General features: G+C 66.6%; 22 protein-coding genes, 1 tRNA gene and 1 pseudogene. 15 read left to right on the plus strand and 9 right to left on the minus strand.

Annotated elements, in window-relative coordinates; translation table 11 throughout:
• The first annotated feature begins 116 nt into the window (after positions 1-116).
• Positions 117-986 (plus strand): ATP-binding protein, encoded by an 870-nt coding sequence (locus tag C507_RS0102410; RefSeq protein ID WP_018698060.1) that lies wholly within the window; start codon positions 117-119, stop codon positions 984-986.
• A 163-nt stretch (positions 987-1149) separates the two neighbouring features.
• On the opposite strand, the gene C507_RS20165 is transcribed toward C507_RS0102410, so the two are convergent.
• The gene (locus C507_RS20165; protein WP_018698061.1) at positions 1150-1968 is read right to left on the minus strand and encodes an EAL domain-containing protein; all 819 of its coding nucleotides are present in this window, start codon (positions 1966-1968) and stop codon (positions 1150-1152) included.
• Between the two features lie 653 nt (positions 1969-2621).
• On the opposite strand from C507_RS20165, the gene C507_RS0102420 reads away from it, so the two are divergent.
• The 8 genes from C507_RS0102420 to C507_RS0102455 are packed head-to-tail and all read left to right on the plus strand — an operon-like array spanning position 2622 to position 12926.
• Positions 2622-5057: an ATP-binding protein gene (locus C507_RS0102420; protein WP_018698062.1), complete on the plus strand. Its 2436-nt coding sequence runs from the start codon at positions 2622-2624 to the stop codon at positions 5055-5057.
• A 36-nt stretch (positions 5058-5093) separates the two neighbouring features.
• The gene (locus tag C507_RS0102425) at positions 5094-5465 is read left to right on the plus strand and encodes a response regulator (RefSeq protein WP_018698063.1); all 372 of its coding nucleotides are present in this window, start codon (positions 5094-5096) and stop codon (positions 5463-5465) included.
• 46 nt (positions 5466-5511) lie between these two features.
• Complete coding sequence (locus tag C507_RS0102430; RefSeq protein WP_018698064.1) at positions 5512-5847, plus strand: Hpt domain-containing protein; 336 nt, start codon at positions 5512-5514, stop codon at positions 5845-5847.
• The gene (locus C507_RS0102435) at positions 5844-7805 is read left to right on the plus strand and encodes a cellulose biosynthesis cyclic di-GMP-binding regulatory protein BcsB (protein WP_156829125.1); all 1962 of its coding nucleotides are present in this window, start codon (positions 5844-5846) and stop codon (positions 7803-7805) included. Before C507_RS0102430 ends, C507_RS0102435 begins: the two co-directional genes overlap by 4 nt.
• Before the next feature lie 4 nt (positions 7806-7809).
• Positions 7810-9702, plus strand: coding sequence for a glycosyltransferase family 2 protein (locus tag C507_RS0102440; RefSeq protein WP_018698066.1), 1893 nt, complete (start codon positions 7810-7812; stop codon positions 9700-9702).
• Positions 9699-11171 (plus strand): hypothetical protein, encoded by a 1473-nt coding sequence (locus C507_RS0102445; RefSeq protein WP_018698067.1) that lies wholly within the window; start codon positions 9699-9701, stop codon positions 11169-11171. The genes C507_RS0102440 and C507_RS0102445 overlap by 4 nt, the downstream gene beginning before the upstream one ends.
• 10 nt (positions 11172-11181) lie before the next feature.
• Positions 11182-12135 carry a response regulator gene (locus C507_RS0102450; RefSeq protein WP_018698068.1) on the plus strand — a complete coding sequence of 318 codons (954 nt, stop codon included), beginning with the start codon at positions 11182-11184 and terminating at the stop codon, positions 12133-12135.
• Positions 12132-12926, plus strand: a complete 795-nt coding sequence (locus C507_RS0102455) for a hypothetical protein (RefSeq protein WP_018698069.1) — start codon at positions 12132-12134, stop codon at positions 12924-12926. The genes C507_RS0102450 and C507_RS0102455 overlap by 4 nt, the downstream gene beginning before the upstream one ends.
• A 130-nt stretch (positions 12927-13056) precedes the next feature.
• Here the strand turns inward: C507_RS0102455 and C507_RS0102460 are convergent.
• A tRNA-Gln gene (locus C507_RS0102460) sits at positions 13057-13130 on the minus strand.
• Between the two features lie 193 nt (positions 13131-13323).
• Entirely contained in the window at positions 13324-13704 is a 381-nt protein-coding gene (locus C507_RS0102465) for a gamma-butyrobetaine hydroxylase family protein (protein WP_018698070.1), read from the minus strand.
• A 183-nt stretch (positions 13705-13887) separates the two neighbouring features.
• Between C507_RS0102465 and moaA the strand changes: the two genes are divergently transcribed.
• Positions 13888-14925, plus strand: a complete 1038-nt coding sequence (gene moaA / locus C507_RS0102470) for a GTP 3',8-cyclase MoaA (RefSeq protein ID WP_018698071.1) — start codon at positions 13888-13890, stop codon at positions 14923-14925.
• Positions 14926-14938: 13 nt separating this feature from the next.
• Here the strand turns inward: moaA and pbfA are convergent, their stop codons facing one another.
• Positions 14939-16276 carry a (R)-1-hydroxy-2-aminoethylphosphonate ammonia-lyase gene (gene pbfA / locus C507_RS0102475; RefSeq protein ID WP_018698072.1) on the minus strand — a complete coding sequence of 446 codons (1338 nt, stop codon included), beginning with the start codon at positions 16274-16276 and terminating at the stop codon, positions 14939-14941.
• 236 nt (positions 16277-16512) lie between these two features.
• On the opposite strand from pbfA, the gene C507_RS20170 reads away from it, so the two are divergent.
• On the plus strand, positions 16513-17730 hold the full coding sequence (locus C507_RS20170) for a multidrug effflux MFS transporter (protein WP_018698073.1): 1218 nt from the start codon (positions 16513-16515) through the stop codon (positions 17728-17730).
• 16 nt (positions 17731-17746) lie between these two features.
• On the opposite strand, the gene C507_RS0102485 is transcribed toward C507_RS20170, so the two are convergent.
• The gene (locus tag C507_RS0102485) at positions 17747-18901 is read right to left on the minus strand and encodes an Mrp/NBP35 family ATP-binding protein (protein WP_018698074.1); all 1155 of its coding nucleotides are present in this window, start codon (positions 18899-18901) and stop codon (positions 17747-17749) included.
• A gap of 107 nt (positions 18902-19008) precedes the next feature.
• Here C507_RS0102485 and mobA point away from each other — a divergent pair, with 107 nt between their 5' ends.
• Positions 19009-19656, plus strand: coding sequence for a molybdenum cofactor guanylyltransferase MobA (gene mobA / locus C507_RS0102490; protein WP_018698075.1), 648 nt, complete (start codon positions 19009-19011; stop codon positions 19654-19656).
• Positions 19657-19668: 12 nt separating this feature from the next.
• Here mobA and cutA read toward each other — a convergent pair whose 3' ends face one another.
• Positions 19669-19998: a divalent-cation tolerance protein CutA gene (gene cutA / locus C507_RS0102495; protein WP_018698076.1), complete on the minus strand. Its 330-nt coding sequence runs from the start codon at positions 19996-19998 to the stop codon at positions 19669-19671.
• 271 nt (positions 19999-20269) lie between these two features.
• Between cutA and C507_RS0102500 the strand changes: the two genes are divergently transcribed.
• Positions 20270-21049 (plus strand): NAD kinase, encoded by a 780-nt coding sequence (locus tag C507_RS0102500; RefSeq protein WP_018698077.1) that lies wholly within the window; start codon positions 20270-20272, stop codon positions 21047-21049.
• Positions 21050-21079: 30 nt separating this feature from the next.
• Entirely contained in the window at positions 21080-21967 is an 888-nt protein-coding gene (locus tag C507_RS0102505; protein ID WP_018698078.1) for an HpcH/HpaI aldolase/citrate lyase family protein, read from the plus strand.
• A gap of 7 nt (positions 21968-21974) precedes the next feature.
• Here C507_RS0102505 and C507_RS0102510 read toward each other — a convergent pair whose 3' ends face one another.
• Positions 21975-22550 (minus strand): nitroreductase family protein, encoded by a 576-nt coding sequence (locus tag C507_RS0102510; RefSeq protein WP_018698079.1) that lies wholly within the window; start codon positions 22548-22550, stop codon positions 21975-21977.
• A gap of 211 nt (positions 22551-22761) precedes the next feature.
• On the opposite strand from C507_RS0102510, the gene C507_RS0102515 reads away from it, so the two are divergent.
• On the plus strand, positions 22762-23778 hold the full coding sequence (locus tag C507_RS0102515) for a hypothetical protein (RefSeq protein ID WP_018698080.1): 1017 nt from the start codon (positions 22762-22764) through the stop codon (positions 23776-23778).
• Here C507_RS0102515 and C507_RS23645 read toward each other — a convergent pair.
• Positions 23763-24536: pseudogene (locus C507_RS23645) on the minus strand (GNAT family N-acetyltransferase). The gene C507_RS0102515 and the pseudogene C507_RS23645 sit on opposite strands and share 16 nt — an antisense overlap.
• 117 nt (positions 24537-24653) lie before the next feature.
• Positions 24654-26648, minus strand: coding sequence for a threonine--tRNA ligase (thrS, locus tag C507_RS0102525; protein WP_018698083.1), 1995 nt, complete (start codon positions 26646-26648; stop codon positions 24654-24656).
• Positions 26649-26714: the final 66 nt, after the last annotated feature.

The following is a 26714-nucleotide window of genomic DNA, read 5'->3' on the forward strand; positions in this document are numbered from 1 at the left end:
GCGGTAACGGCGGCGAATTGCGGGAGCCGGCGCAATCGTCGATCTTGGCCCTCCGCTGGCGCGATTCTGTCGCACGCACACGGGCATCGCTGCCTTCGCCTCAAAGGAGACCATCGTTGGCCAATCCGGATTTCGACGCCCTCGCCGCGCGCCTCGACAGCCTGATCGCGCTTGTCGAGCGGGCCGTCCCGCCCGCCGCCGGCGAACCCGATTTCGACACAGCCGACGCCTTCGTCTGGCATCCCCGCCCGGCCCGGCTGGAGCCGGTCGCAAAGGTCAATCGCGTCGATATCGCTCTGCTACAGGGGGTCGACCGCATGCGCGACCAGCTGGTCGACAACACCGAACGCTTTGCACGCGGACTGCCCGCCAACAACGTGCTTCTTTGGGGCGCGCGCGGGATGGGCAAGTCGTCGCTGGTGAAGGCGGCCCACGCGGCGGTGAACCAATCGGCTGCCTCGCCGCTCAAATTGGTCGAGATCCATCGCGAAGACATCGAATCGCTGCCGGCCCTGATGGCGCTTGTGCGCGCCTCGACCCACCGCTTCCTTGTCTTTTGCGATGACCTGTCCTTCGACGGCAACGACGCGTCCTACAAGTCGCTGAAGGCCGTTCTGGAAGGCGGGATCGAGGGGCGGCCGGAGAATGTCCTCTTCTACGCCACGTCCAACCGCCGTCATCTCCTGCCCCGGGACATGATGGAGAACGAGCGCGCAACTGCCATCAATCCCGGCGAGGCCGTGGAGGAAAAGGTTTCCCTCTCCGACCGGTTCGGCCTCTGGCTCGGCTTTCACAAGTGCAGCCAGGATGAGTATCTCGCGATGGTCTCCGCTTATGCAGATCATTTCGATCTGGCTGTCGATGCGGATTCGCTCCGCGCGGAGGCGCTTGAATGGGCCACCACGCGTGGCGCTCGATCCGGCCGCGTGGCGTGGCAGTTCATCCAGGATCTGGCTGGTCGGCTCGAAACGCGCCTTGAAGGCTGAGGCCCCACGGCGTCTGCGACACGCGCTTTCCGTGTGACATCGCTCCGCAACCCCACGTCACCCGAACCACGCAGGCATAAACGCGCCCGACCCGCCGCCAGGTGATGCGCCGGGAGGGCGGACTGTGGTCCATTGCTCGGAACCGGAGACGAGGTCTGCGACCTCAGACGAGTTCGTCGATTTCCGACGCGGGCTGCGGGAAGAAGAAGTGATGGCCCTGGGCAAACTGGCAGCCGGCCTCGCGCAGCCAGACGAGCTGCGCCTCGGTCTCGATGCCCTCGGCGACCGTGGCCAGCTCGAAATCCTCGGCCAGCCGCAGGATGGAGCGCACGATCTTGCGGTTCTCGTCGCGCTCGGTGAGTGCCGAGACGAACGAGCGGTCGACCTTGAGCGAATCGAACGGAAGCTCGCGGAGATGGCTGAGATTGGCGTAGCCGGTACCGAAGTCGTCGAGCGCAAAGCTTACGCCCTCGGCACGCAGGTCCTGCAACGTCCGTGAGGCGCGCGCCCAGTCGCGCAGCGGCATGCCCTCGGTAATCTCGATCTCCAGGCGCGCCGGATCGAAGCCGGTACCGCCCAAGACGGACAGGATCTTGGAGGCCAGGAAAGGGTCGTGGAACTGTGCCGGCGAAACGTTGACGGAGACCTTGATATCCGTCCAGCGCAGGGCATCGACGCAGACCCGGCGCAGGATCTGGAAGAACAGGTCGCCGATGAAGCCACCGGTCTCGGCGGCCGGGATGAAGCGGTCCGGCCCGATCAGGCCGTTCGTGTCATCGATCCAGCGCGCCAGGGCTTCCACGCCGACAATGTCGCCGGTCGCGATGTCCACTATGGGCTGGTAGTGGGGAATCAGTTTGTCGCGACGGACCGCATCCCGAACCTGGCCGCTGAAGTCGACCGGCACCTCGCCGGGGCGCACGTGCAGCCCCTCGCCGTGCCGGACATCAGCACCGAGTTCGGTGATCTTGCTGGGATCCATATGCGAACCACCTTCGAACGCGCCAATTCCGGCTGCCCTGACCGCGTTGCCTGACACGCGGATCGGACGGTCCGGTGCTCTCACGAGCGTTTCCCCAAGTTTTCAGGTACGGCCCGCCCACTCGCGCGATCCAGACCGAAAGGCCAGCCGCGCGGGCGCTTGTTCAGGCGCGCCCTGCCCGGATGGGACGACTCCCAATACCAAAAAAGGGTGAACGGAAGACGTACAAATGCAAATGTGCGCACATCCCCAACGATTGCAAGCGAAACCCATTCCGAAACGGAGTGGTTGCTAAAAATTCTGAAGCAGACCGGCGAGACGACAGCGCATGCGAGGCCGGGCTTCACTGAGGTATCGCAGCCGCTGGTCGATGCGCCCCCGATCCCTTTCGGCGCGGCTGCTTAGAACGGGTCGGAAAGCGTCCTCCCGCGAAGCATCGTCCAGCGCACGCGCAAGCGGAACCTGACCGCGCTGCCCTGTCGTATTGCGATGAGCGCCCGTCGATTCGTGCAGCGAACGACAGCCCCGCGACATCTCCCTCCGATAAAGCTTGGCCCGGTCGACCGGGCGGATCGACAGCAGGACCGGGGTGGACACGCCGCCGGACCTCGCGCCGAGCCCGGTCAGTGGGCCCAAGGAGTGACAAGGTTGCCATGCTCGCAGTGATCGACTTGGTGGAAAGCGCGGCGGTGATCGTCCTGGCCGTGCTGTTCCTCGCCCTCCTCGGCAATCGCCTCGAAAACCGCCCGCTGGCACGCGGCGTTGCCATTGGGCTGGCGTTCGGTGCGGTCGGTATCGTCACAATGTTCTCGCCGGTCGAACTGGCACCTGGCTTCCGCGTCGATGCGCGCAACGTGGTGGTCGCGATGGCGGTGGCTGTTGGCGGTCCGGTGGCGGGCGCGATCACGGCCGTCGCCACGTCTCTGACGCGCGCCTACTTCGGCGGCGCCGGAGCCGTCCCGGGCACCGTCAGTATTTGGCTCGTGGCCATCTTCTCGACCTTGCTGTGGCTCTGGCAGAACCACAGCAGGCAGCGGCTCTCACCGGCCGTCGTCGCGGGCTACGCCGCCATCGCCGCCGCGGTGCCACTGATCAGCGTCCATTTCCTGACGCCCACCGCGAGCCCCGATCTGGCCCGCGCCATCCTCACCTACATCATGCCAACCAACTTCTTCGGCACCTTGTTTGCAGGCGCGCTGATCCTCGGAGAAATGCAACGGCGCTGGGCCGTTTCCGCACTGAAGGAGAGCCAGGCACAGCTGCAGACCATCGCCAACAACGCGCCCGGAGTCCTGTTTCAGCTCACTCTCGGGCGGTCGGGTTACGGTCGCTTCAAGTATGTGTCCGGCAGTTCCCGGCGTATTCTCGGCGTGGAGCCCGATGAGCTGACCGGCAACCCGGAAGCCATTCTGAGCATGATGTCGGCGGAGGACGTCGACACGGTGAACCAGCTCCTCCAGGAAACCGCGCGAACCGGCGAACCCTGGTCGATCGAGGCCCAGTTCCAACGGTCGGACGGACGGCACCTCTGGATGCTCGCCTCCGCCGAACCCCGCACCGATTCCGACGGGCGGCTTGTGTGGGACGGGTCTCTCTTCGACATCAGCGAGCGCAGGCAGAGCGAGCAGATGAAGACGGAGTTCATCTCAACTGTCAGCCATGAATTGCGCACGCCATTGACCTCAATCCGCGGATCGCTCGGCTTGATCTCATCCGGGGCTGCGGGCGTGCTTCCGGCCAAGGCGGAGCGGCTGATTGCGATTGCACACTCCAACAGCGAGCGGCTCGTTCGGCTGATCAACGACATTCTGGACATCGAGAAGATCGAATCCGGGCGAATGGTCTTCGACATTCGCCCACATGAGCTCGCGCCGGTCATCGCCCAGGCCATCGAGGCGAGCCGCAGCTACATGGTCGAACGGCAGGTCACCATCGAATTCGATGACGCGGCCCCCGGCGCAGTTGCAGCGGTCGATCCCGACCGGGTCAATCAGGTCATGCTCAACCTGCTGTCCAACGCCATCAAGCACGCCCCTCAGGCCAGCACTGTCTCGGTGGACCTGTTGCGAACCCAGGCCGGGGTGCGACTGTCGGTGCGCGACCGCGGACCGGGCATTCCGCTGGAGTTTCGAGACCGGATCTTCGGCCGGTTCGAGCAGGCCGACAGCACGGATGCGCGGTCGAAAGGCGGAACGGGTCTTGGGCTCAGCATCGTCAAGGCGATCGTTGGCCGGCTCGGAGGTACGGTCGGCTTTGAAACCGAGCTGGGCGCAGGAACCGTCTTTCACGTCGATCTTCCCGAGATCCGATCGGAACCGGCCGGCCTGAACCCATTCGCCGGAGGCGACGAAGCCGACGTCGCACCACGCGTCCTCATCTGCGAAGACGAGCCGGACATCGCCCAGCTGATCGCCATGACCCTCGCCGATGAGGGGCTGCAATCCGACATCGCTTTGGACGTCGACACGGCCAGAGCCATGCTTGCGAAGACGGCCTACACCGCGATGACCCTGGACATCCGTCTGGCGGGCGAATCCGGTCTCGCGCTGATGCGCGAAGTGCGCAAGACGGAGGCCGGAGCGCACCTTCCCGTGATCATCGTCTCGGCCCATCTCGACGATGCGAAAACCAGCCTCAACGGCTCTGCCCTCGGTGTCGTCGACTGGATCGAGAAACCCGTCGAGGCTGACCGGCTGAAAGCGGTGCTGGCAAACCTTCGCAAGGGAACCTTCGCCCGCGCTCCCTCTGTTCTGCACGTGGAGGACGACGAGGATGTCCTCGATGTCGTCGCCACCGCCCTCGGCCCTGACCTTGACGTGACCCCCGCGCGGACCGCTCGCGAAGCGCGCCGTCTTCTCGCAACGCGCCACTACGACATCGTCATTCTCGACCTCGACCTGCCGGACGGAGCTGGGCAGAACCTTCTGGAGTCAGTCCCGAGCAAGGCTGCCGTGGTCATCTTCTCCGCCTATGACATCGAGCAACAGCTAGCGGCGCGTGTCCGAGCCGCGATGACCAAGACCCGGTCATCCGAGCTGGCCATCGCCGAACTTGTGAGAACGCTGGTCCTACCGGCCACTGGTGAGTAAGGCCCCCGAGCGGGCGCCGCAGGAGTAGCACCGAGAATGGCCCCCTATCGCGTCCTCTACATCGACGACGATCCCGACATCCGGGAAGTGGCCCAGATGTCGCTCGAACTCGATCCGCAGTTCGACGTGCGCGCCGGTGTCTCCGGCCGGGACGGTCTGGCGATTGCCGCCGAATGGAAGCCGCACCTCATTCTTCTGGACGTGATGATGCCTGAAATGGATGGGCCGGAGACGCTGCGGCGACTGAAGGCGACCCCTGCCCTGAACGACGTCCCGGTCGTGTTCATCACCGCCCGGGCCCAGACGCACGAGGTGAGCGGCCTGCTGGAGCTGGGCGCTCACGGCTTCATCGCCAAGCCCTTCGATCCGCTGACACTTGCCCAACTCGCTCGTGGCTACCTGGAGTGAACGAGGCGCCCGTCGCCTGCGAAGCAGCCAACAACGGGATCCGGCCGTGAACCAGACCGCCTATCTCAATCGCATCGCGGAGGTGCGGCGCCGCTTCCTGCTGCGCCTGGACGAGCCGATGGCCGCACTCAACGAGGCGCTGTCTCTTCCCCGCGGGAAGGACTCCATGACGCGCATGCGCGGCATCCTGCATGAATGGGCCGGAACGGCGCCTACACTCGGTCTCGAGACGTTCGGTGCGGAAGCGCGAGATCTCGAAAGCGTGATCGCCGACGCACTGGCTTCGGGCCGCCCCCTCAGCGACACGGAGGTCGAGCAGCTCAGGGCCGGCTTCGCAAGGCTCGCTGCCCATGCCGACCAAGCCAGGGAAATGAACCGGTGACATCGCTCCGCAAGATCCTGCTGCTCGTCCTCGCTTCGAGCTGCCTGGCAATACCAGTGTCGGCGCAGGAGCAGACTGGCATGGCCGTGTCTCGCGCCGATGCTAGCTTTGGCACGGTGCGGCGCGAGATCTCGATCGACGAGCTTGGCTTCCGGCGAGGGCTGGAGTTCACCGGATTCGGCGGCAGCCAGACGCTCTATTTCCCCATTCCCGAGACCGGTCTGCTATCGGCCACGCTGAAGCTGCGGTTGCGCTCCGGCAGCGCGTTCCGGAGCCGCCGGAGCGTCCAGATTCGCATCGCCGACAGCATCGCCACCACCCGCGCGCTCTCCCAGCAGGACGAGGAGATGGCGATCGAACTTGCCGTCGACCTGACGACCGTGGAAGGCCGCTTCCTTGAAGTGACGATCGCCTACTCCGGCGCCGTCACCGAGGACCGGTGTCTGGATGAGCGCGTGTCCGGCGACTTTGTCGCTGTCCTGCCCGACAGCGGCCTCTCCCTGGAGTTGGCCCCCGCGGCGATCGCGGACGTGCGCAGCGTCCTGGCGCTGATGCCGCAGGACGTGACGATCCTGGCGCCCGGCGAGGCCCTCACCGAGACCGAGAGCGCGGCGATCCTGCGCATCGCGTCCATGCTTCTCGCCCGCAACGCCTCCGTCTCCTACGCGACCTACGAGCGCGGCGGGCTGGAGGAGGTCTCCCCCGGCCGGGACTGGGCGGAGGGGCGCATCATCGTGGCAACGGGCGTCGATGCGCCTGCTAACCCGGAGGATGGGACCAGCACCGTTTCGGTATTCGACACCGCCGACGGCCCTGCCCTTCTGGTGGACGGGTCCGACCCTGCCCCCGGCGCGGCCTTCCTCGCCTCGCGCTGGGAGGCGCTGGCATCGGCCTCCCGCCTCTCGGTGGAGACGGTGACCGAAAGCCGACCGGAGGGGACCGATCTGAGCTTTGCAGATCTCGGCATGAACCTGGCAACCCAGTCGCTGGTGGATCGGGCGGTGTTCGACGTGGGCTTCAAGGCCACCAACCTGCCCGCCGGGATGCAGCCGGCGCGTCTCGATCTCGACCTCGCCATCGGCGACGATTTCGAGGAGACCAACGCCACCATTGCGGCGTTCATGAATGGTAGCCTCCTTGCCACGACGGTGACGCCGGGCGCGGTCCCCGCCACTCTGTCTGCGACGATTCCGACCGGCCTCTTCCATCAGGCCAACTCGATCCGTGTCGTGGTGCAGCGGCAACCGCTGACCGGCGACTGTGCCAACCCTCCGCAGAGCTTCCCGGTCCTGCTGTTGCCCTCCAGCAGCCTGTCCCTGCGCGAAGGCAACGCCCGGCCGCGGGACTTTTTCGAGCTTACCTCCGCCTTCGGCAACGGCGTGACCATCTTCCTCGCGCGCGAAACCGATGACCGCACCGTTCTGTGGCCCGGTCTTGCCCGCATCGTCGCCGACCTCGTCCCGCCCGCAGCCGCGGTGGATGTCCGGTTCGGCCTTCCTGCGGAGAACGAGACACAGCCCTTCATTCTGGTCTCTCCGACACTTCCGGAGGCGATCAGCGCGCCTGTCCGTCTAGACGCTGGTCGCATCCTCGTCACCGGCCCCGGCGACACAACGCTCCTGGACGCCGACGGGCTGACCCGGCAGGGCCTCGCGGAGATCGTCCATACCTCCGAGACGACCGGCCTGTGGATCCACCCCGGCAGCGACGGCCTTGCCGCCGGACCGGGCACGGCTGGGCTCGATCGCGGCAACGTTGCCTTCCTTGAACAGGGAGCGGTGACCTTTGCCTTCTCTACCGAGCGCGACCGTCTCGTCGAGGTGATCTATCCGGAGCGGACGTCCTACCTGGCGCTGGCACGCCAGTACCGGCCCTGGCTGATCGGCGCCGGCTGGCTGATCCTGACGGTCGTCTTCGTTCTCGGCCTATCGCGCTACTACCGCCGCCGGTCCGGCTGAGGTCATGGCTCTCTCGTCCACCGACATCGCCACCGGCGACCTGCTGGTCGAGCGCCGGCTGATCTCCCTCGTCCAGCTTGACGAGGCGAAGGAGCTGGCGGTGGCCTGGAACGTGCGGCTGGGGGACGTGCTGCTTGCCCGGTCCTGGCTGAAGCCACGGCAGTTCTACGAGACGCTGGCGGGCAATTTCGACCTTCCGTTCGTGGACCTGCTCAAGCAGCCGCCCGACGAGACGCTCATGGAGGAGAGCGATGCTGAGACCTTCGCGCGCCACCTCATCGTGCCGTGGATGCGACGCAATGGACGGCTCGTTGTCGCCACCGCCGACCCCGGACCCGACGCGATCCTGTTCGCGCGCCGGCGTTGGGGGGGCGCATTCGATCTGGTGGTGACGTCGAAGTTCGACATCATCTGGTCGCTGCAAAGCCGCTTCCGCGAGCAGCAGTCCCACGACGCCGTCTACCAGCTGGCCGAGATCGACCCGGACATGTCGGCGCAGCGGGTGGTGACCGTTGCCCAGCTGATCGCGATCTATGCCTGTCTCAGCCTGGTGGCCGTTGGACTTGCTTTCGCACCAATTGCCACGCTGATCGGCATCAACCTCGTGATGACGCTCTTCTACTTGGGCAACTTCGCCTTCAAGGCGCTGCTCGTGTGGGCTGGAGGGGTAGGCCAGGCGCGTTCCACTCAGGCGCTGGAGGCCGAGGCAAGACTGCTGCACGATCGGGAATTGCCGACTTACACGATCCTCGTGCCGATGTTCCGCGAACCGGAGGTCTTGCCGATCCTCGCCAATGCGCTGCGCCGGCTCGACTATCCCCTCGCCAAGCTCGACATCAAGCTGGTGCTGGAAGAAGGCGACCACGAGACGATCGACGCGGCGAAGGCGCTCGCACTTGAGGGAATCTTCGAGATCATTCGCGTCCCGGCCTCGCAGCCGCAGACCAAGCCGAAGGCGTGCAACTACGCCCTGAAGTTTGCCCGGGGCGAGTTCCTGGTCATCTACGACGCGGAAGACAAGCCCGAGCCGGATCAGTTGAAGAAGGTCGTGGCCGCCTTCCGCAGCTCGCCTGACAACACCGCCTGCATCCAGTGTCGCCTGAACTACTACAACGCGCGCGAGAACTGGCTGACGCGGATGTTCACGCTCGATTACTCGCTGTGGTTCGACATGATGCTGCCCGGCCTGGAACGGCTCAAGGTGCCGATTCCGCTGGGCGGCACCTCCAATCATTTCCGCATCGACGTGCTGCGCGAGCTGCACGCCTGGGACCCGTTCAATGTCACCGAAGATGCCGACCTCGGCATTCGCATGACCCAGAAGGGCTACAGGGTCGGCGTCATCGATTCCACGACGTTCGAGGAGGCCAACTGCGCCACCGGCAACTGGATCCGGCAACGCTCGCGCTGGATCAAGGGCTACATGCAGACCTTCCTGGTCCATACGCGCCGCCCGGTGCACCTGGTGCGCTCCATCGGTGTCCTCGGCGTCATCGGCTTCCTGTTCTTCATTGGCGGAACGATGCTGTCGGGCCTGCTGAACCCGCTGTTCTGGCTGATCTTCGTGGCCTGGCTGGTGACCAGCACCAGCGGCTTCGACATCCTGTTCCCGCCGCTCCTGCTCTATTTCGCATTGTTCAACCTGTTGGCCGGAAACGGGCTGTTCATCTATCTGACCATGGTGGCGCCGTTCCGCCGGGGCTGGCTGGAACTGGTCCCCTACGGCCTATCCGTCTTTTGGTACTGGATGCTGACCTCGGTGGCCGCCTACAAGGCGCTCTGGCAGCTGATCTCGAATCCGTTCTATTGGGAGAAGACCCAGCACGGAATTTCCAAGCACACCGCCATCGAGCTCGCCAAGGCGAAGGCGGAGAGCGCGGCGGAGCAAGGCGCATGAGGCGCGCCGCGGGGTTCTTGCTGGTCGGAACGGGCTGCTTCGCGCTTTGCGTCGCCTACCTGCTCTGGCTTCAGGTCAACGACTACCAGTCCGCCTCGATGCTGGCGCTTTCCGGCGATGTCGTTCTGGCTGCCGAAGGCAGGACCGGCGTGACCGCGTTCGCGACCGCTTACCCGCCCCTCCCGCATCTCCTGTCCTTCTTGGTGGCTTACAGCGACCTGGGAACGGCCATGCCCGCCGCCGTTGCCGCCGCCCTGGGCGGCGGCTTCTTCGGGGCGTCCCTCTACGGCATCAGCCGGCAGGCGGGTATCGGTGTGGGTGCGAGCCTGCTCGTGACCGCGTTGCTGATGGCCAACCCGCTCTTCCTTCGGGCGCTGGCAGAAGGGCCGGACATCGTGCTGCTCCTCTGCGGCATGCTGATGTTCGCCCACGGGCTCTTCGGCCTAACCCGTGACGGGACGGTCCAGCACGCCATGGCGGTGGCCTTCGCGCTCGTGCTGCTGGTGTTTTCGCATCATTACGGGGTCCTGATCGTCTTCGCCGCCCTCCCCTTCCTTGCCCTTTCCGCGCCCCGGGAACTCCTCGCCCGGGCCCCGGGCGGCTTGTTCCTGGCCCTTCTGTTTCCCATCGCCTTCGCGATGCTCGGTTTTGCCTATATCGGCTGGCTGTTTGCCGGTGCTCCCTGGGCCTTCCTGTCCGATCCCGACGCCGCGGTGATCGGGTCGCCCGAGCGGACCGCCGGCCTGGTCTCGCTTCTGGCGGTCGCCCTTTCATTCGCCGTGGCCTGCCCGCAGTTGCCGGTGCTTGCCGCGCGATCGACCAGGCGCCGCATCCTGCTGGTGCCGACACTGGCGCTTGGAGGCACCCTGTTGGCCGCAATTGTATTGGCTACGGCGAGCGGCTCGAGCCTGTCCCCATTCCTGCTGCTGTCGCCTGCGGTGGCCCTTGCCGGCGCCTGCACCCTGCACTGGCCGTCGGCCCATGTTCGCGGCACGGTCGGGATCGTGCTCGCCGTGGTCGGGCTGTTGGGCGCCGGCGCAGCCGCGACCAGGACGACGGATAGGGCGGACCGCACGTGGCGGGCGGACCGCACGTGGCGGGAGGCTGTCCTCGGAGCACCACGGTCCGCAGATGAGCATCCCTCCCGCGCTGTCGCCCGCTATCTCGGTGACAGCGACGGAGTACTGCTCGACGCTCTCGCCCATCCGGAACTCGTCGCGCTGCGCCAGACCGCCCGCGGCCTCGTGGTGCCCAGTGACCCGCGCTTCTCGCTGGCACTCCTCTCCGTACGCCCGAGCGAACCGCTGATCGCGGTGCCGGCGCCGTCCGACGCACCGGTGACACGCGACCGGATCCGGCAGGCGTTCTCAGACTTTTTCGAAGAAGGTGCACCGGGATACCGCGTCGTCTACAGTGACGCGAACTGGCAGGTCTACCGGTCCCAGACAATCACAACCGGCGGGAACTGACGTGCGGATATTGGTCGTCGACGATTCAGAAGATGCCCGCGACGTTCTCGCCGCGACGTTGATGTCGGGCGGCTACGATGACGTCGTGTGCGCCACATCCGGGGCAGATGCCCTCGCACGTCTGGCGGCCACCGAAGAGGCGCCCACCGAGCCTGTCGACGTGATCCTTCTCGACGTCATGATGCCCGAAATGGACGGGATCGAAGTCTGCGCCTCCATCCGTGCGGATGCACGCTATCAGGACGTGCCGATCCTCATGGTCACGGCGGCTACCGACAAGAACCTCCTGTCGCACGCGTTCGTGGCAGGTGCCAGCGACTACGTAACGAAGCCGTACGACCGGACCGAATTGCTGACCCGCATCCGCACGGCGCTCAAGCTGAAGGGCGAGCTCGATCGCCGGAGGGCTCGCGAGGTGGAACTCTCCACACGGGGCCCCGTCGGCGAGGTGCCGCACCCCGTTGCCGACGTTCCCATCGACGCGCCGACGGGCCTGTTCGGCTACCAGTCGGTGGATACGCTGCTGCGCTCAGACCGGCCGGCGCGCATTGCGGGCGTCGTTGTCTTCCGGATCGACGGAATGGCGCGGTTCAGAACGCGTTACGGTCAGGCGGGCGAAGACGAGCTTGCGCGACGGATCGCTGATGGCCTGCGCACGCTGCCGGCGCGGCTCGGAGACCAGTTCGCGCGCTACGGAAACGACCTTTTCGTTGCGCTCTTGTGCAGCGCCGATGCCGCGTCCCTGCGTGCGCTCGCCGATGAAGCCCGGCGCCTGGTGTCCAGCCTCAAGATTGCCAATCCGGATTCGCCGGTCTCGCCCTACGTGACCCTGAGCGTCGGGGCAGCGCTCTGCGATGGCGGGAGCGGCGATGTACGCAGCACGTTCGCCAAGGCGCTTGGGGCGGCCGACAGCGCCAGTACCAAGGGCGACACGGTCGTCATTGAAGAAGGTTCCGGCGCATGATCGCACGGCTCGCGCTTGCCCTCGGCCTGATTGCCGCAGGATTGCCGACGGTCGCCCGGGCCGGAGCATGGATGCAGCCCGAAGGACACGGCCAGGTGATCGTGTCGGGCACTTATACGAACAGCGACAAGGGCTTCGACGACAGCGGGTCGGCGGTCGATATTCCCGACTACGGCAAGTTCGAGCTGAACGCCTATTTCGAGTACGGCATCACCGACCGGGTGACCGCGATCGTCCAGCCGCAATTGCGCTCGGTGACCATCGGCGCGCCAACCGACGCGGATTCGTTCGGCCTCGGCTATACGGACCTCGGCGCGCGTATGCGGTTCTGGTCGGACGAGAAATCCATCCTGTCCGGCCAGGCCGTTGCGCGCATTCCCGGCAGCACCGACGACAACAACCCGGCCCAGGTCGGCAGCACCGGTTTCGAGACGGACCTCCGCATCCTCTACGGCCGCGCGTTCGCCCTCGGCACCTGGGCCTCCTTTCTCGATGCCCAGCTGGCCTATCGGATCCGCACGGGCGATCCCTCCGACGAGGTGCGTGCCGATTTCACCGTCGGCACACGCCCGGTGCCGAAGGTTCTGCTCTTGGCGCAGTCCTTCAACACCTTCTCCACGGGCTCCGCCCAGGGGGTCTTCTCCGATGTCCGCGAGCACAAGGTGCAGCTGAGCGTCGTCTGGGACTTCGCCAAGGACTGGTCGTTGCAGGCCGGCACCATCGCCACCGTCGCCGGCGAGGAAACGCTGCAGGAGCGCGGCATCGTCCTCGGCGTCTGGCGAGTGTTCTGAACCCGAAAAGCCCGTCCGAATGCTTGCGCCGTCGGCTGGGCGTCGGAGTTCGGCGGTTCGGGGAAAGGTGTCTCTAAGACACATGCCAGACCGCTGGGCGCCGTGCGGCGGGGTCATTCGGCTAGAAAGGTGGCTGGGGGACCAGGATTCGAACCTGGACTAACGGAGTCAGAGTCCGCTGTTCTACCGTTAAACTATCCCCCACCGGAGGAGCGTCGCCTGGCCGAACCGTGTCGGCCGTTGTGCGTCGCACGCCGGATGTAACGAGGTCGCGTTCCTAAAACAAGTCCGCATCGTTGGAAACCGGCTTTGCGCATTTTTTTGCCGTCTCCTGTGGATGAGCCACGGATCCGCCGGCGGTCCGGCAGCAGGAGAGGCCCCGCCTGCCCTCGCCGCCTCAGGCCTGGCCGGGCCGGTCGCGCGACAGGCCTTTGGCCTCCAGCTCGCCGAGATAGTCCGCCCAGATTCGCTCCCGATCGGCATCCAGCGACTTGAGATAGCGATAGGTGTAGATCCCGGTCGAGTGACCGTCGTCGAAGGTCAGGCGCACCGCGTAGTTGCCCACCGGCTCGACGCCGGTGAGCGTCACGGACCGCTTGCCGCCCACGGTCTTCCGGTCCGCCGGCGTGTGCCCCTTCACTTCGGCCGATGGAGACTGCACCCGCAGATACTCCGCATCGAGGGCGCTTTCCGCCCCGTCGTTCCAGGTCACGACCAGAACCTGGCGGCCGCTCTTCAGGCGGATTTCCGTCGGCCACGCCGCCGCGTCGTCGTTCATCTGGCACCCCCGATTCGTCTGGCTGCGTCCGGCCCTGTCGCATCCGGCCCTTGTCGGCACCGATACAGACCGTCATATTCGCTCGTATATGGCGGTCGGCACAACCGGGCGAAAGTCCCCGGCGCCCGTCACCGGTCGCAAGCGACCGGAAAGCAACAAGGGTTGAGGAAAGGCGCGCACGGCATGGGCACTCCGTCCCCCCATTTCTCCGCGACGCAGGCACGCCCGCAGCTCGTCGATCCGTTCGGCCGCGAGATCACCTATCTGCGCATCTCCGTCACCGACCGCTGCGACTTCCGCTGCGTTTATTGCATGGCCGAGAACATGACGTTCCTGCCCAAGCGCGACCTGCTCACGCTGGAGGAACTCGATCGGCTGTGCTCCGCCTTCGTCGCACGCGGCGTCCGCAAGCTCCGTCTCACCGGCGGCGAACCGCTCGTTCGGCGCAACCTGATGGACCTCGTTCGGTCGCTGTCGCGCCACCTGGATGCCGGAACGCTGGAAGAGATCACCCTGACCACCAATGGATCGCAGCTGTCGCGCTTCGCCGACGAGCTACGCGCCGCCGGGGTGCGCCGGGTGAACATTTCGCTCGACACGCTCGACCCGGACCGGTTCAAGTCGATCACCCGCTGGGGCGATCTGGGCAAGGTGATGGACGGCCTGCGCGCGGCCGAGGAAGCTGGTCTGAACGTCAAGATCAACATGGTGGCCCTGCGCGACGTCAACGCCGAAGAGATCGAGCCGATGATGCGCTTCTGTCATGAGCGCGGTCACGATCTGACCCTCATCGAGACCATGCCGCTCGGCGACATCGAGGGCGACCGCACCGACCAGTTCCTGGCGCTCTCCGAGGTGCGGCGGCGCCTGGAGGAGACCTACACCCTGGAGCCCCTGCCCGACCGGACAGGCGGCCCGGCCCGCTATGTCCGGGTGCGCGAGACCGGCGGGCGCCTCGGCTTCATCACGCCGCTCACCCATAATTTCTGCGAATCGTGCAACCGCGTCCGCCTCACCTGCACCGGCACGCTCTACATGTGCCTCGGCCAGGAGGATGCCGCGGACCTGCGTGCGCCGCTGCGGGCGTCGGAAGCCGACGACCTCCTGCACGAGGAGATCGACCGTGCCATCGCGCGCAAGCCCAAGGGGCATGATTTCATCATCGACCGCCGGGGACAGGCGCCAGCCCTCACCCGGCACATGTCGGTGACCGGCGGCTGAGACCGCCCCGACGTCAGGCGGTGCGCACGGCGTCCTCGATCACTTCGAGGCCGAAGGCCAGGTCATCCTCCGTGATGGTCAGCGGCGGTGTCAGCACAAGCCCCTTGCCACCGCCCACCTTGAAGCTGACACCGGCGTCCAGCGCCGCGTAGAGGATGCGTTCCGCCCGTGCGGCGCTATCAACCTCCACCGCGATCGCCAGACCACGCCCCCGCACCTCCACAACCGGCTCCAGCCCTCCGAGACTGTCGCCAAGGCGTTCGAGCGCGTCGTTTCCGAGGCGGGCGGTACGGGCCACCAGGCCGCCGTCCTCAATGACGCGAAGCGTGGCATGGCCGGCGGCACAGGCGACCGGGCTCTTCTCATGAGTGTAGTGCCCGATGGCGCCGGCGCCGGCGACGTCAAGCTCGCCTCGGGCAAGCAGGGCCGCCAGCGGCATGATCCCGCCTCCCAGCCCCTTGCCGAGGACCAGCATGTCCGGCACTGCTCCCACCTGTTCGCAGAAGAAGAGCGTGCCTGTCCGGCCGAGGCAGCTCGGGATCTCGTCGAAGATCAGCAGAGCGCCATGCCGGTCGCACGCGTCTCGCACCCGCGGCCAGAAGCCGGGTTCGGGCGGCTCGATCGTGGTCCAGCGCATCGGTTCGGCGACGACCGCCGCCACGTCGCCCTGAACCTCCAGAACGTAGTCGATATAGTCGGCCAGGCGATCCTGGGCATGGCCGTCCTCGCCGAAGAAGCGCCTGGCGAGCCCCAGCGGCGGCACGTGTTCCGTCCCCGGCAGAAGTGGCCCCGCGTCGCGCCGGAAAAGCGCCTCTCCGCCCACCGAGATGGCATCGAGATTGGCACCGTGAAACGCGTCCCACATGGACAGGGTTTTGTGCCGGCCCGTGACTTTCCTGGCGAGCTTCAGCGCCATTCCGATTGCGGCCGACCCGCTGGGCGCGAACAGGATCTTGGAGAGGCCTTCCGGGGCGCTCGCCACCAGCGCCTCGGCGAACTCCACCGCGATCCGGTTGGTGTAGCGCCGCGGCGAGAATGGCAGCCGCCGCATCGCCTCCGTGATTGCGGCAACCACGGCCGGATGTCCGTACCCAACCTGGTGCACCGCGTTGCCATGGAGATCGAGGATACGTCGCCCCGCATCGTCGACCAGCCACGCCCCCTCGGCACGCTCGACGACGTTGAGGCAGGGCGTGGACAGGCTCTGATGAAGGAACACGGCCGCGTCGCGGGCCAACAGGTCCGATGTGGCCCTATCGATGTGGCGGCGTGACCAGGCCTGCCGCTCCGGCGAAGTGTTGAGGTCCCCCTCGGCGCTCCGCGTCGCCCTGTCCTGTCGCACGCTGTCCATCGTTCCTGATCCGACCGGGCGGTGTTCCGCCAGCCCAGCCCTCATAGGCGACTCGGACGATGCTCCGATGACAAAGGCTCGCCACTGCCTCACACACGATCAACAACGTCTGCGGCGAAAAGACTGTAAAGATCAGTCACCTGCCGCGACGCAGCATCATTGGGCGCCCTCCGGCGTTCATCCGGCTCGAGAAATTCGCTTGCCAGACCGGCTTCCACCCTGCCAAAGCCAAAGCCATGATCCTTCGCAAGACCGCCCACATCCGGTCGCGACCGCCGGCTCTGACAGTGCTGATCGCGGTCTCGATGCTGCAGCCGGTGGCGATCAACATGTACGTTCCTTCCCTGCCGGGGATGGAGCGCGCACTGTCCACCGACGCCACCAGCGTCCAGCTCACCATCACCGTCTATCTGATCGCCACCGCCATCGGTCAGATCATCATGGGGCCGCTGTCCGACCGTTTCGGCCGGCGGCCGGTGCTGCTTACCGGCTTGGCCCTTTTCGTCGTGGGCAGCATCGCCTGCGCCATGGCGACCACCATCGAAATGCTGCTGGCCGCTCGGATGCTGCAGGCCTTCGGCGCCTGCGCCGGACTGTCCCTCGCCCGGGCTATCGTGCGCGACACCTCCGCTGCCAAGTCGTCGGCCGGACGCATCGGCTATCTCAACATGGGCATGGCCACCGCACCGGTGATCGCACCGGCCATCGGCGGGCTCCTCGATCAGGCGTATGGCTGGCGCGCGAGCTTCGAGCTGATGACGGCCTTCGGTGGACTGGTGATGCTCTACGCGGTGTTGGCCCTGGGCGAAACGAGGCCCGAGTCCGCCGCGGCGTCTTCGTTCCGGGCCTGGCTGTCGAGCAGCGGCCGGCTCCTGACGCTGCGGTCCTTCTGGGTGTTCGCCGGCACGCTGATGCTCCTGTCGAGCATGTTTTTCGCCATGGTGGCCGGCGGCCCCTATGTCGGCATCAAGGTGCTGGGCATAAGTCCGGGCGCATTCGGCTTCTATCTGATGCCCATGGTGCTCGGATACATCTTCGGCAACTTCGTCACCGGCCGGTTCGGAGCGGCCATCGGCATCGGCCGCATGATTACCCTCGGGAACGGGCTGACACTCTTCGGGATCTTCCTGGCCGTCGGGCTCTACCTTGCCGGGTTCAACCATCCGATCGCACTGTTCGGCCCGATGGTGTTCACTGGCATCGGCAACGGCTTCGCGCTGCCGAACGCTATCGCCGGCGCGGTGAGCGTCGATCCGGACCTGGCCGGTGCCGCGTCCGGTGTGGCGGGAGCGCTGCAGGTGGGCGGCGGTGCCATCGCCACTGTCATCGTCGGCCGCCTGTTCGACACCCCCTCCCTGTCGGAGACGCCGTGGCCGATGTTCATTCCGATGATCGCCGGCGGCGCGTCGGCCATGCTGGTCGGCTTCTTCGCCAACGCCCGCCTGCTCCGGTAGCGATCGCGCCCCGAGCCTAGTCCTCGATCACGATGGACGGCTGCGCGCGCGCGGCGGCTGCGGCCTGTCCGAGCCCGTCCATTACCCCCTCGGCCACCGTGAAGTAGCCGCGCGCCTGCGGGCTGTCGGGGTCGGCGACGACGATCGGCGTGCCGCCGTCGGAGCGTTCGCGGATCGCCATGTGCAGCGGGATCTCGCCGAGGAACGGCGCGCCCAGCCGCTCGGCTTCCTGTCGCGCGCCGCCGGTTCCGAACACGTCAGACCGCTCGCCGCAATGCGGACAGACGAAGTGGCTCATGTTTTCGACGATGCCCAGGATCGGGACGTCGACCTTCTGGAACATGGCAAGGCCCTTGCGCGCATCGATCAGCGCCAGGTCCTGTGGCGTCGAGACGATGACAGCACCTGCGAGCGGCACGTTCTGGGCCAGTGTCAGCTGGGTGTCGCCGGTCCCCGGCGGCATATCGACCACCAGTACATCCAGCGCGCCCCACGCCACGTCGCGCAGCATCTGGGTCAGCGCCGACACGACCATCGGTCCGCGCCAGATCATCGGTGCTTCCGGATCGACCAGGAAGCCGATCGACATCACCTTTACCCCATGCGCCTCCAGCGGCCGGATCTGATTGCCGCCCACGGTCTCCGGCTTTTGGGAAAGCCCCAATAGACGGGGCATCGATGGTCCGTAGATGTCCGCGTCCAGGATGCCGACGGAAAGCCCCAGGCGGGCCAGCGCGAAGGCCAGATTCGCTGCCGTCGTCGATTTGCCCACGCCGCCCTTGCCCGACGCAACCGCCACGACCGCACCAATGCCCGGAAGTGGTCCCGAGCGCCCGCCCTGTGGCGGCGCGGCGCGTCCCGGTTGCTGCTGCGGCGAAGCCTTGCGGGGCGGCGCGGCGCCCGCAGAGGCCTCGCCCGGCGTCTTTTCCGCCGTCAGCGCCACCATGACCCGCTCCACACCGGGTATCGCGCGCACGGCCTCTTCGGCTCGTTTGCGCATGGGCTCCAGCGCATGCGCCCGATCGGCTGGTACCGTAATGGAAAAGGCGACACGCCCATCAGACGCGTAGATCTCTGACACCAGGTTCAGCGACACGAGGTCCCCGGTCCCGTCCGGTCCCGGCACGCGCGCCAGCTCGTCGCGGACCATTTCCTTCGTGGGCGTTGCCATTTCCGTCTTCCTGATCTTGTGTGGAGCCCGTAAGCGCCCGGACCCTAGTCCCTTTATGGACGAGGAGGAAACCGGTTCCACCGCTAGCTGGGATCGCAACAGGGGCCATGGGTGTCGTGGTGGAGACCGCAATCCGTTTAGAGCCAGCCGTCATTCTCTGCGGAGGACGTGGGAGCCGGATCGGCGGAGACAAGGGCTTCCGGACGCTTGGCGGCCGTCCCCTCCTGGCGCACGTCATCGATCGGCTCGGGCCACAGGTCGGGCTGCTGGCGATCAACGCTCCGGCGGGCGACTCACGGTTCGCGCATTTCGGATTGCCGGTCATCCCGGATCGTGCAGCCGGCTATCCGGGACCGCTCGCGGGCATTGCAGCCGCTCTCGCATGGGCGCGCGACCTCGGCGAGAAGCACGTGATTGTCGCCCCGGTCGACACGCCCTTTCTGCCTGTCGATTTCGTCTCGCGTCTCGCCACGGTGAAAGGTGCGGTCGTGTCGGTGGCCCGGACAGGGGACCGGGTTCATCCCGTTGCCGGGCGCTTCAGCGTCGATCTGCTGGAGGACGCGGAAGCGGAGCTTGTCGGCGACCAGCGGCGTTCGATGATGGCCTGGCTTGAGCGGCACGACGCGCGGCACACGGTGTTCGAACCGGTCCGTCTCGGCGCGAACGAAATCGATCCGCTTCTCAACATCAACACGCCGGACGACCTCGCCCGTGCCGAACGGCTGCTTGCCGGATCGACCACCGGCATCGCCTGAACCGGTTCCCACTCAGGACCCGCCGGTCTCGCTGCGAATCCACGCCAGGAACGGCTCCGAGCCTCCGGTGACGGGAACCGCGACAACGGCCGGCGTATCGTAGGGATGCGCCTCGACAATCGCCGCCGTGACATCGGCCACAAGGGCCGTCCGGGTCTTGGCGATCATGGACACTTCGGTGTCCTGCTCGATCCGGCCTTTCCAGCGGTAGATCGAAATCATGTTCGGCAGGATGTTGGCACAGGCAACGAGTTCGCGCTCGACCAGCATGCCTGCAACGGATTCCGCGACGCCGATGTCCGGGAAGGTCGCGTAGACCAGTGTCAGTTCGTCGTCGGTCATGTCGGCTCCTGCTTGCGTGACTGGCGTGTTCCGGCGCGCATCGAACCGCGATCGCCGAGGGAAGCCAACCCCTCTTCAAGCCGGAGAAAACGATCTCCGCGCCCGCTCCGGCGTTGGCACATCCGGGCCACCGTGCTAGATCAGTTTGCCTCGCACGGCCTTGGCCGACCAAGTGAAAACCTAAGGCGTTTCAAATCACTAGCGTGATTTCCGAAACCACGCCGACGATCGGGCCGCCGGGCGGTCACGGGTGCGCGGCCGGATCGAGCCAATGATAAGTTCCACCACCCCTGTTTCGATCGCCTTCGTCGCGAGCCCCTCCGAGGAGGCCGAAGGCGCCCGCGACGAGCTGGTTGCGGTCTACGGCGACATTCCGGCCGAGGAAGCCGACGTCATCGTCGCGCTCGGCGGTGACGGATTGATGCTCTCTACGTTGCACCGGTTCATGAACACGGGGAAGCCGATCTACGGGATGAACCGTGGCTCCGTCGGCTTTTTGATGAACGAGTTTCGGGTGGAGGACCTGCAGGAGCGGATCGACAAGGCCGTCACCACCGCGATTCGTCCGCTCCTCATGACGGCCAGGGACGTGCACGGCAGCGAGCATACGGCCCGGGCCATCAACGAGGTCTCGCTGCTGCGGCAGACGCACCAGGCAGCGAAGCTCAGGATCTCGATCGACGGCCGCGAACGGCTTGAGGAACTGGTCTGCGACGGCATTCTGGTGTCCACGCCGGCCGGCTCGACCGCCTACAATCTCTCCGCTCACGGCCCGATCCTGCCGATCTACGCGCCGCTCCTGGCGCTGACCCCGATCAGCGCGTTCCGGCCGCGCAACTGGCGCGGTGCATTGCTGCCCAACCATGTGACGGTGCGCCTCGACATCTGCGAGGCCGCCAAGCGGCCGGTAGCGGCGGCGGCCGATCATGTCGAGATCCGTTCGGTCGTCCAGGTCGAAGTGGCGGAGGACCGCAAGTCGCGCAGTCTCGTCATGTTCGACCCGGATCACAGCTGGGACGAGCGGATCCTCACCGAGCAGTTCCGCTACTGAGGCGGACGGCCTGCGGCGGAGAAGCACGCAATGCGATCCTGGCTGTTCGTCCCCGGTGACAGCGACCGCAAACTCGCCCGCGCGGTCGATGCCGGTGCGGATGTCGTGATCCTGGATCTTGAGGATTCCGTTGCGCTGCCGGCCAAGGAGGCTGCGCGCGATCGCGTGCGCGATTTCATCGAATCGTCGTGCGCAGATCTGCGCAGATCTGCGCTATTCGTGCGCATCAATGCGCAGGACAGCGGCCTTGCGCGGGCCGATCTCGACGCCGTCGTCCGGCCCGGCCTCGCCGGCATCCTGCTGCCCAAGTCGCGCGACGGTCGCGACATCGCCCGCCTCGATGCCATGCTCGCCGTGTGCGAGGCGGAGGCCGGCCTGCCCGACCTCTCCATCCGGGTCGCGGCCATCGCGACGGAGAGCACAGAGGCCCTGTTCGGGCTGGCGTCTTACCGCGGCGCGAGCCCGAGGCTGGAGGCGCTTGCGTGGGGCGGCGAGGATCTCGCCGCCGATCTCGGCGCAGCATCGAACCGCGGGGAGGATGGCAGTCTCACCGACCCGTTCCAGCTCGCCCGGTCGCTGTGCCTTGCCGGGGCGGTGGCAGCCGGTGTCCAGCCCGTCGATACGGTGTTCACCGATTACCGCGACCTCGACAGGCTTCGGGCCGAAGCGGAGTCCGCCGCCCGCGACGGCTTCACCGGCAAGCTCGCCATCCACCCGGACCAGGTGCCGGTGATCAACGCCGCCTTCACGCCCTCCGCGGATGCCGTGGCCGAGGCACGCCGCATCGTGGCGGCGTTCGAAGCCGACCCGAATGCGGGTGTCGTGGCGCTGGACGGCCGGATGGTGGATCGCCCCCACCTGCTCAGGGCGACCCGGCTCCTTGCCCGGGCAGACCGGACGGTCGGCCCGAAGGGCTGAAGGCCTGCTACGCCTTCGGCTCCCAGTGGCTGGTGATCGCCTCGAGCGTCGGCCGCGGCCGATCGGACGGCACGCCCTCTGCGGTGCCGATGTGGACGAAGCCCGCAACCTGCTCGCTGGTTTCCAGGCCGAGGAGCTCCAGCGCCTCGGGATCGAACGCGTACCACTCGCTGATCCACTGCGCCGCGAAACCGTGGCCGTAGGCGGCATGGATGAGGTTCATGCAGACCGCCCCGGCCGACAGGATCTGCTCCCACTCCGGAATCTTCGGATGGGCGCTGGCGCAGCTCACCACGCCGACGACGAGCGGCGCCCGGTCGAACCGTCGCCGCTCGGCTTCCAGTCGTTCCTCGTCGATGTCCGGATTGCGGCGTTTCACCAGCTTCGCCAGCGCCGCGCCGAAAGCGGTGCGCGATTCGCCCTCGAACACGATGAAACGCCAGGGCGCCAGCTTGCCGTGATCGGGGACGCGTGCCGCGATCGTCAGCATGTCCCGCAGCGTTTCCGCGTCGGGCCCGGGGCCGGTCATGCCGGCGGCCGGAACGGAGCGGCGGGTGCGCAGATGCTCAAGAAGATCCGTCATCGGATGGGAGTGTCCTTGCGATTCAGTGGAGGTGACCTGGCCCGCCGCCTAGCGACCGATCGGGGCGACCGGAAGGCGGAAGGCCTTGTGGCCATGATATCGACATCGTATTCAGCATCTAAAGGCATGTGCGCGAGGCGCAAAGTCGCGCGCGCCGCGGCAGGGATTGCGGACCGGGCAGCGCCGACGCAAGCAAAGGGATACGGACGGAATGAAGTGGACGGCGATCGGACGGATCTTGGCAGCCGGGGCATTCGCCCTGTCGCTGGCCGGCCATGCCGTCGCGGCCGACGTCCCGATCCCCCGCGCCAAGCCCGATCCCACCGTGACGATCGACCGGGACGTGCCGGACTTTTCCACCGTCTCCAACTTCCCGACACTCGCCGGTCCGGCCTTCACCTCGCCGCTGTCGCAGTACGCGTCTCCGTCCGACTTCGACACCGGGACACCGTCCGACAAGGAAATCGCGCTCTACCTCGTTGCGAAGCTGGTCGACGAAGGCCGACCGCTGGACCAGGGCGTGCACTGGCGGGTGTTCGCCGCGACGCCGCAGGACGATGGCCGGCTTCCGCTCGTCACCGAGCGCGAAGGCGGCGACGCGGAGTTCCGCCTCAAGCCGGGGCGCTACCTCATCCATGCCGCCTTCGGTCGGGCGACCGCCAGCAAGCGCATCGACCTCTTCCGCGACGTGCAGACCGAAACCTTCGTGCTGAACGCCGGCGGTCTCAAGCTCGACGCAGTCATCGGTTCCGACGACCAGACACCGAGGGAGCCACTGACCTTCGCCATCTACCAGGCGAACGACGGATTTCCCGACGGCCGCCGGCTGATTGCCGACGCCTCGCCCAACGAGGTCGTCCCTCTCCCCATCGGCACCTACCATGTGGTCAGCCACTACGGCGCGGTGAACGCGGTTCGGCGGGCCGATCTGGAGGTGAAGCCGGGCAAGGTGGTCGAGGCGACAATGCGACACCGGGCGGCGTCCGTGACGCTCAAGCTGGTCGCGGAAACCGGCGGCGAGGCGCTCGCCGACACCGCCTGGACCGTCTACACGCCCGGCGGCGATGTCGTGGTGGAAAGCGTCGGCGCATTCCCGAGCTTCGTTCTGGCGGCCGGCGACTATTCGGTGGTGGCCAAGAACCGCGACCAGATCTACAGCCGCAACTTCAAGGTCGAAAGCGGCTCCGACCGCGAGGTCGAGGTCGTTGCAGCTCACTCGCCGGAGTAGGCGCGGCGTCCGCAGCGCCCGGTCGACGGCAGCCGGTAGTGGTAGCGGTAGAGCGTCCGGAAGCCCAATCGGTCGTAGAGCCCGATCGCAGCCGCGTTGGCCTCCGCCACCTGGAGATAGGCGGTCTCGGCGCCATGCCCCGCGCCCCAGGCCGCGAGGGCCTCGATCATCGTCCGACCGAGCCCCCTGCCTCTCAGCCTTTCGTCTACCACGAGATCGAACAGACCGACCGCGCCGCGCTCGGTGACGGCAAGGCCGTATCAGACCTCCTTGCCCTGGTGACGGACCGTCGCGAACGCCGCCTGCTGCAGGATCGCGCCGACGATGAAGCCATGGGCGGCAGCATTCCCCTCCGACAGGCCCGTCAGACGGGCGAAACCGGCAAGCCACTCCTCGGACGGGTGCGTCTCGATGGAGATGTCCGGCGCCGCCGCGACCGTGGCGATGGGCGCGGTCATCACCACGGTCGGGCTGTAGGCGGTATAGCCGGCGTGCTCCAGCGCGGCGTCGGCCTGCGGCGGAGCCAGCGGCGACAGGCGGAAGACCGGCGGCAGCCGGTTCTCTCCGTAGAGCGCTTCGGCGAATTGCAGGACGCCTTCGAAGGACGGTCGCTGCGCAATCGCGTTGATGGAGTTAGCGCGGTTGGTGTAGCCGTCGCCGAGCCGGTAGAGCCAACCGCCCGCAAGCAGGCTGCGCCGGGTCGGCCAAGCGTTGAAGCTGCGCTCCTCAAAGGCCTGGATGGTGTCGAGATCGGCCATCGCCGATATCTACAGCCGGCACCGTGGCGGGGCAAAGCGGGCTACCGCCGCCCCTGACAGAAAGGGCCGCGCCCCTTTCCGGAGCGCGGCCCAATCGATTGACGGCGGGTCGGTGTCTCAGGCGGCTTCGACGGCCGCCAGAGCCCGCTTCAGGTCCGGCGGGGTCGCCTCGTCGGTCAGTGCCGCGACCGCCTGCTCGAGGCTCATGGACGTCTGGTCTCGCGAGCCGAGCCGGCGCATGTTGACCGAACCCTCGTCGGCTTCGCGCTGACCGACGACCAGGATCACCGGCACCTTGGCGTGGCTGTGCTCACGGACCTTGTAGTTGATCTTCTCGTTGCGCAGATCGGCCTGGACCTGGAGGCCCGCCGCCTTCAGCCGATCGGCCACCCGGGTGGCATAGTCGTCGGCGTCGGACGTGATCGTGGCCACCACCACCTGCAGCGGTGCGAACCAGAGCGGCATGTGGCCGGCGAAGTTCTCGATCAGGATGCCGAGAAAACGCTCCATGGAGCCACAGATGGCCCGGTGGATCATCACCGGCTGCTTCTTCTCCGAATCCTTGTCGATGTAGAAGGCGCCGAACCGCTCCGGCAGGTTGAAGTCCACCTGGGTGGTGCCGCACTGCCACTCACGGCCGATGGCATCCTTCAGCGTGTACTCGAACTTCGGGCCATAGAAGGCGCCCTCGCCTTCCAGAATACCGGTCTTGATCCGACCGTCTGACCGTGCCTCGATCTCCTCCAGCACCTTCGCCATGATGGCTTCGGCATGGTCCCAGTTCTCGTCGGAGCCGACACGCTTCTCCGGGCGGGTGGAGAGCTTGACGGTGATCTCGTCGAATCCGAAATCGGAATAGGTCGACAGGATCAGGTCGTTGATCCGGAGACACTCGGCCGCGAGCTGGTCCTCGGTGCAGAAGACGTGAGCATCGTCCTGGGTGAATCCGCGCACGCGCATCAGCCCGTGCAGCGCACCCGAGGGCTCGTAGCGGTGCACGACGCCGAACTCGGCGTAGCGGATCGGCAGGTCGCGATAGCTCTTGAGACCGTGCTTGAAGATCTGCACGTGGCCCGGGCAGTTCATCGGCTTGATGGCGAAGACGCGGTGGTCCGCCTCCTCGTCGTCCGGGTGGGTGAAGGCGTGGGCCGACTTCACCGCAAACATGTTCTCCTGGTACCAGCCCCAGTGGCCCGAGGTCTCCCAGAGCGACTTGTCGAGGATCTGCGGCGCGTTGACCTCGTCGTAGGTGCCCTCCAGGCGGCGGCGCATGTAGGACACCAGAGACTGGAACATGCGCCAGCCCTTGGCGTGCCAGAAGACGACGCCCGGCCCCTCCTCCTGGAAGTGGAACAGATCCATCTCGCGACCCAGGCGACGGTGGTCGCGCTTCTCCGCCTCCTCCAGCATGTGGAGGTACGCGGCGAGCTGCTGCTTCGAGGCCCAGGCGGTCCCGTAGATGCGGGTCAGCATCGGGTTGTTGGAATCGCCGCGCCAATATGCGCCCGCCACCTTCATCAGTTTGAAGGCGTCACCCACCTTGCCGGTGGAGGTCATGTGCGGACCGCGGCAGAGATCGAACCATTCGCCCTGCTTGTAGATCTTGACGTCCTGATCCTCCGGGATCGCGTCGACCAGCTCGACCTTGTAGGCCTCGCCCTTCTCGGAGAAGACGCGCTTGGCCTCGTCGCGCGACCAGACCTCCCTGGTGAAGGGAGCGTCGCGCGCGATGATCTCCTTCATCTTCGCCTCGATGCCGGCGAGATCGTCCGGGGTGAACGGCTCGTTGCGGGCGAAGTCGTAGTAGAAACCGTTTTCGATCACCGGACCGATGGTCACCTGGGTGCCGGGATAGAGCTCCTGCACCGCCTCGGCCATCACGTGGGCGGCGTCGTGGCGGATCAGTTCCAGGGCACGCGGATCGTCGCGGGTGACGATCTCGATGCCGGCGTCGGACCCGATCGGCTCGGTCAGGTCCGCCAGCTCGCCATCGAGGGCGACCGCTACCGCCTTCTTGGACAGGGATTTGGAGATGGAGGCTGCGACGTCCGCACCGGTCACGCCGGGCTGAAATTCGCGCACGGATCCATCGGGGAATGTGAGATTCACCATCAGTCTTCTCCTTGCTCACTCACTGCCAACGAGCGCAGGTAAGCGTGTTGTCATGGGCCCCGCTGT

The sequence above is a fragment of the Amorphus coralli DSM 19760 genome (assembly GCF_000374525.1).
In the GTDB taxonomy this organism is placed as follows: domain Bacteria; phylum Pseudomonadota; class Alphaproteobacteria; order Rhizobiales; family Amorphaceae; genus Amorphus; species Amorphus coralli.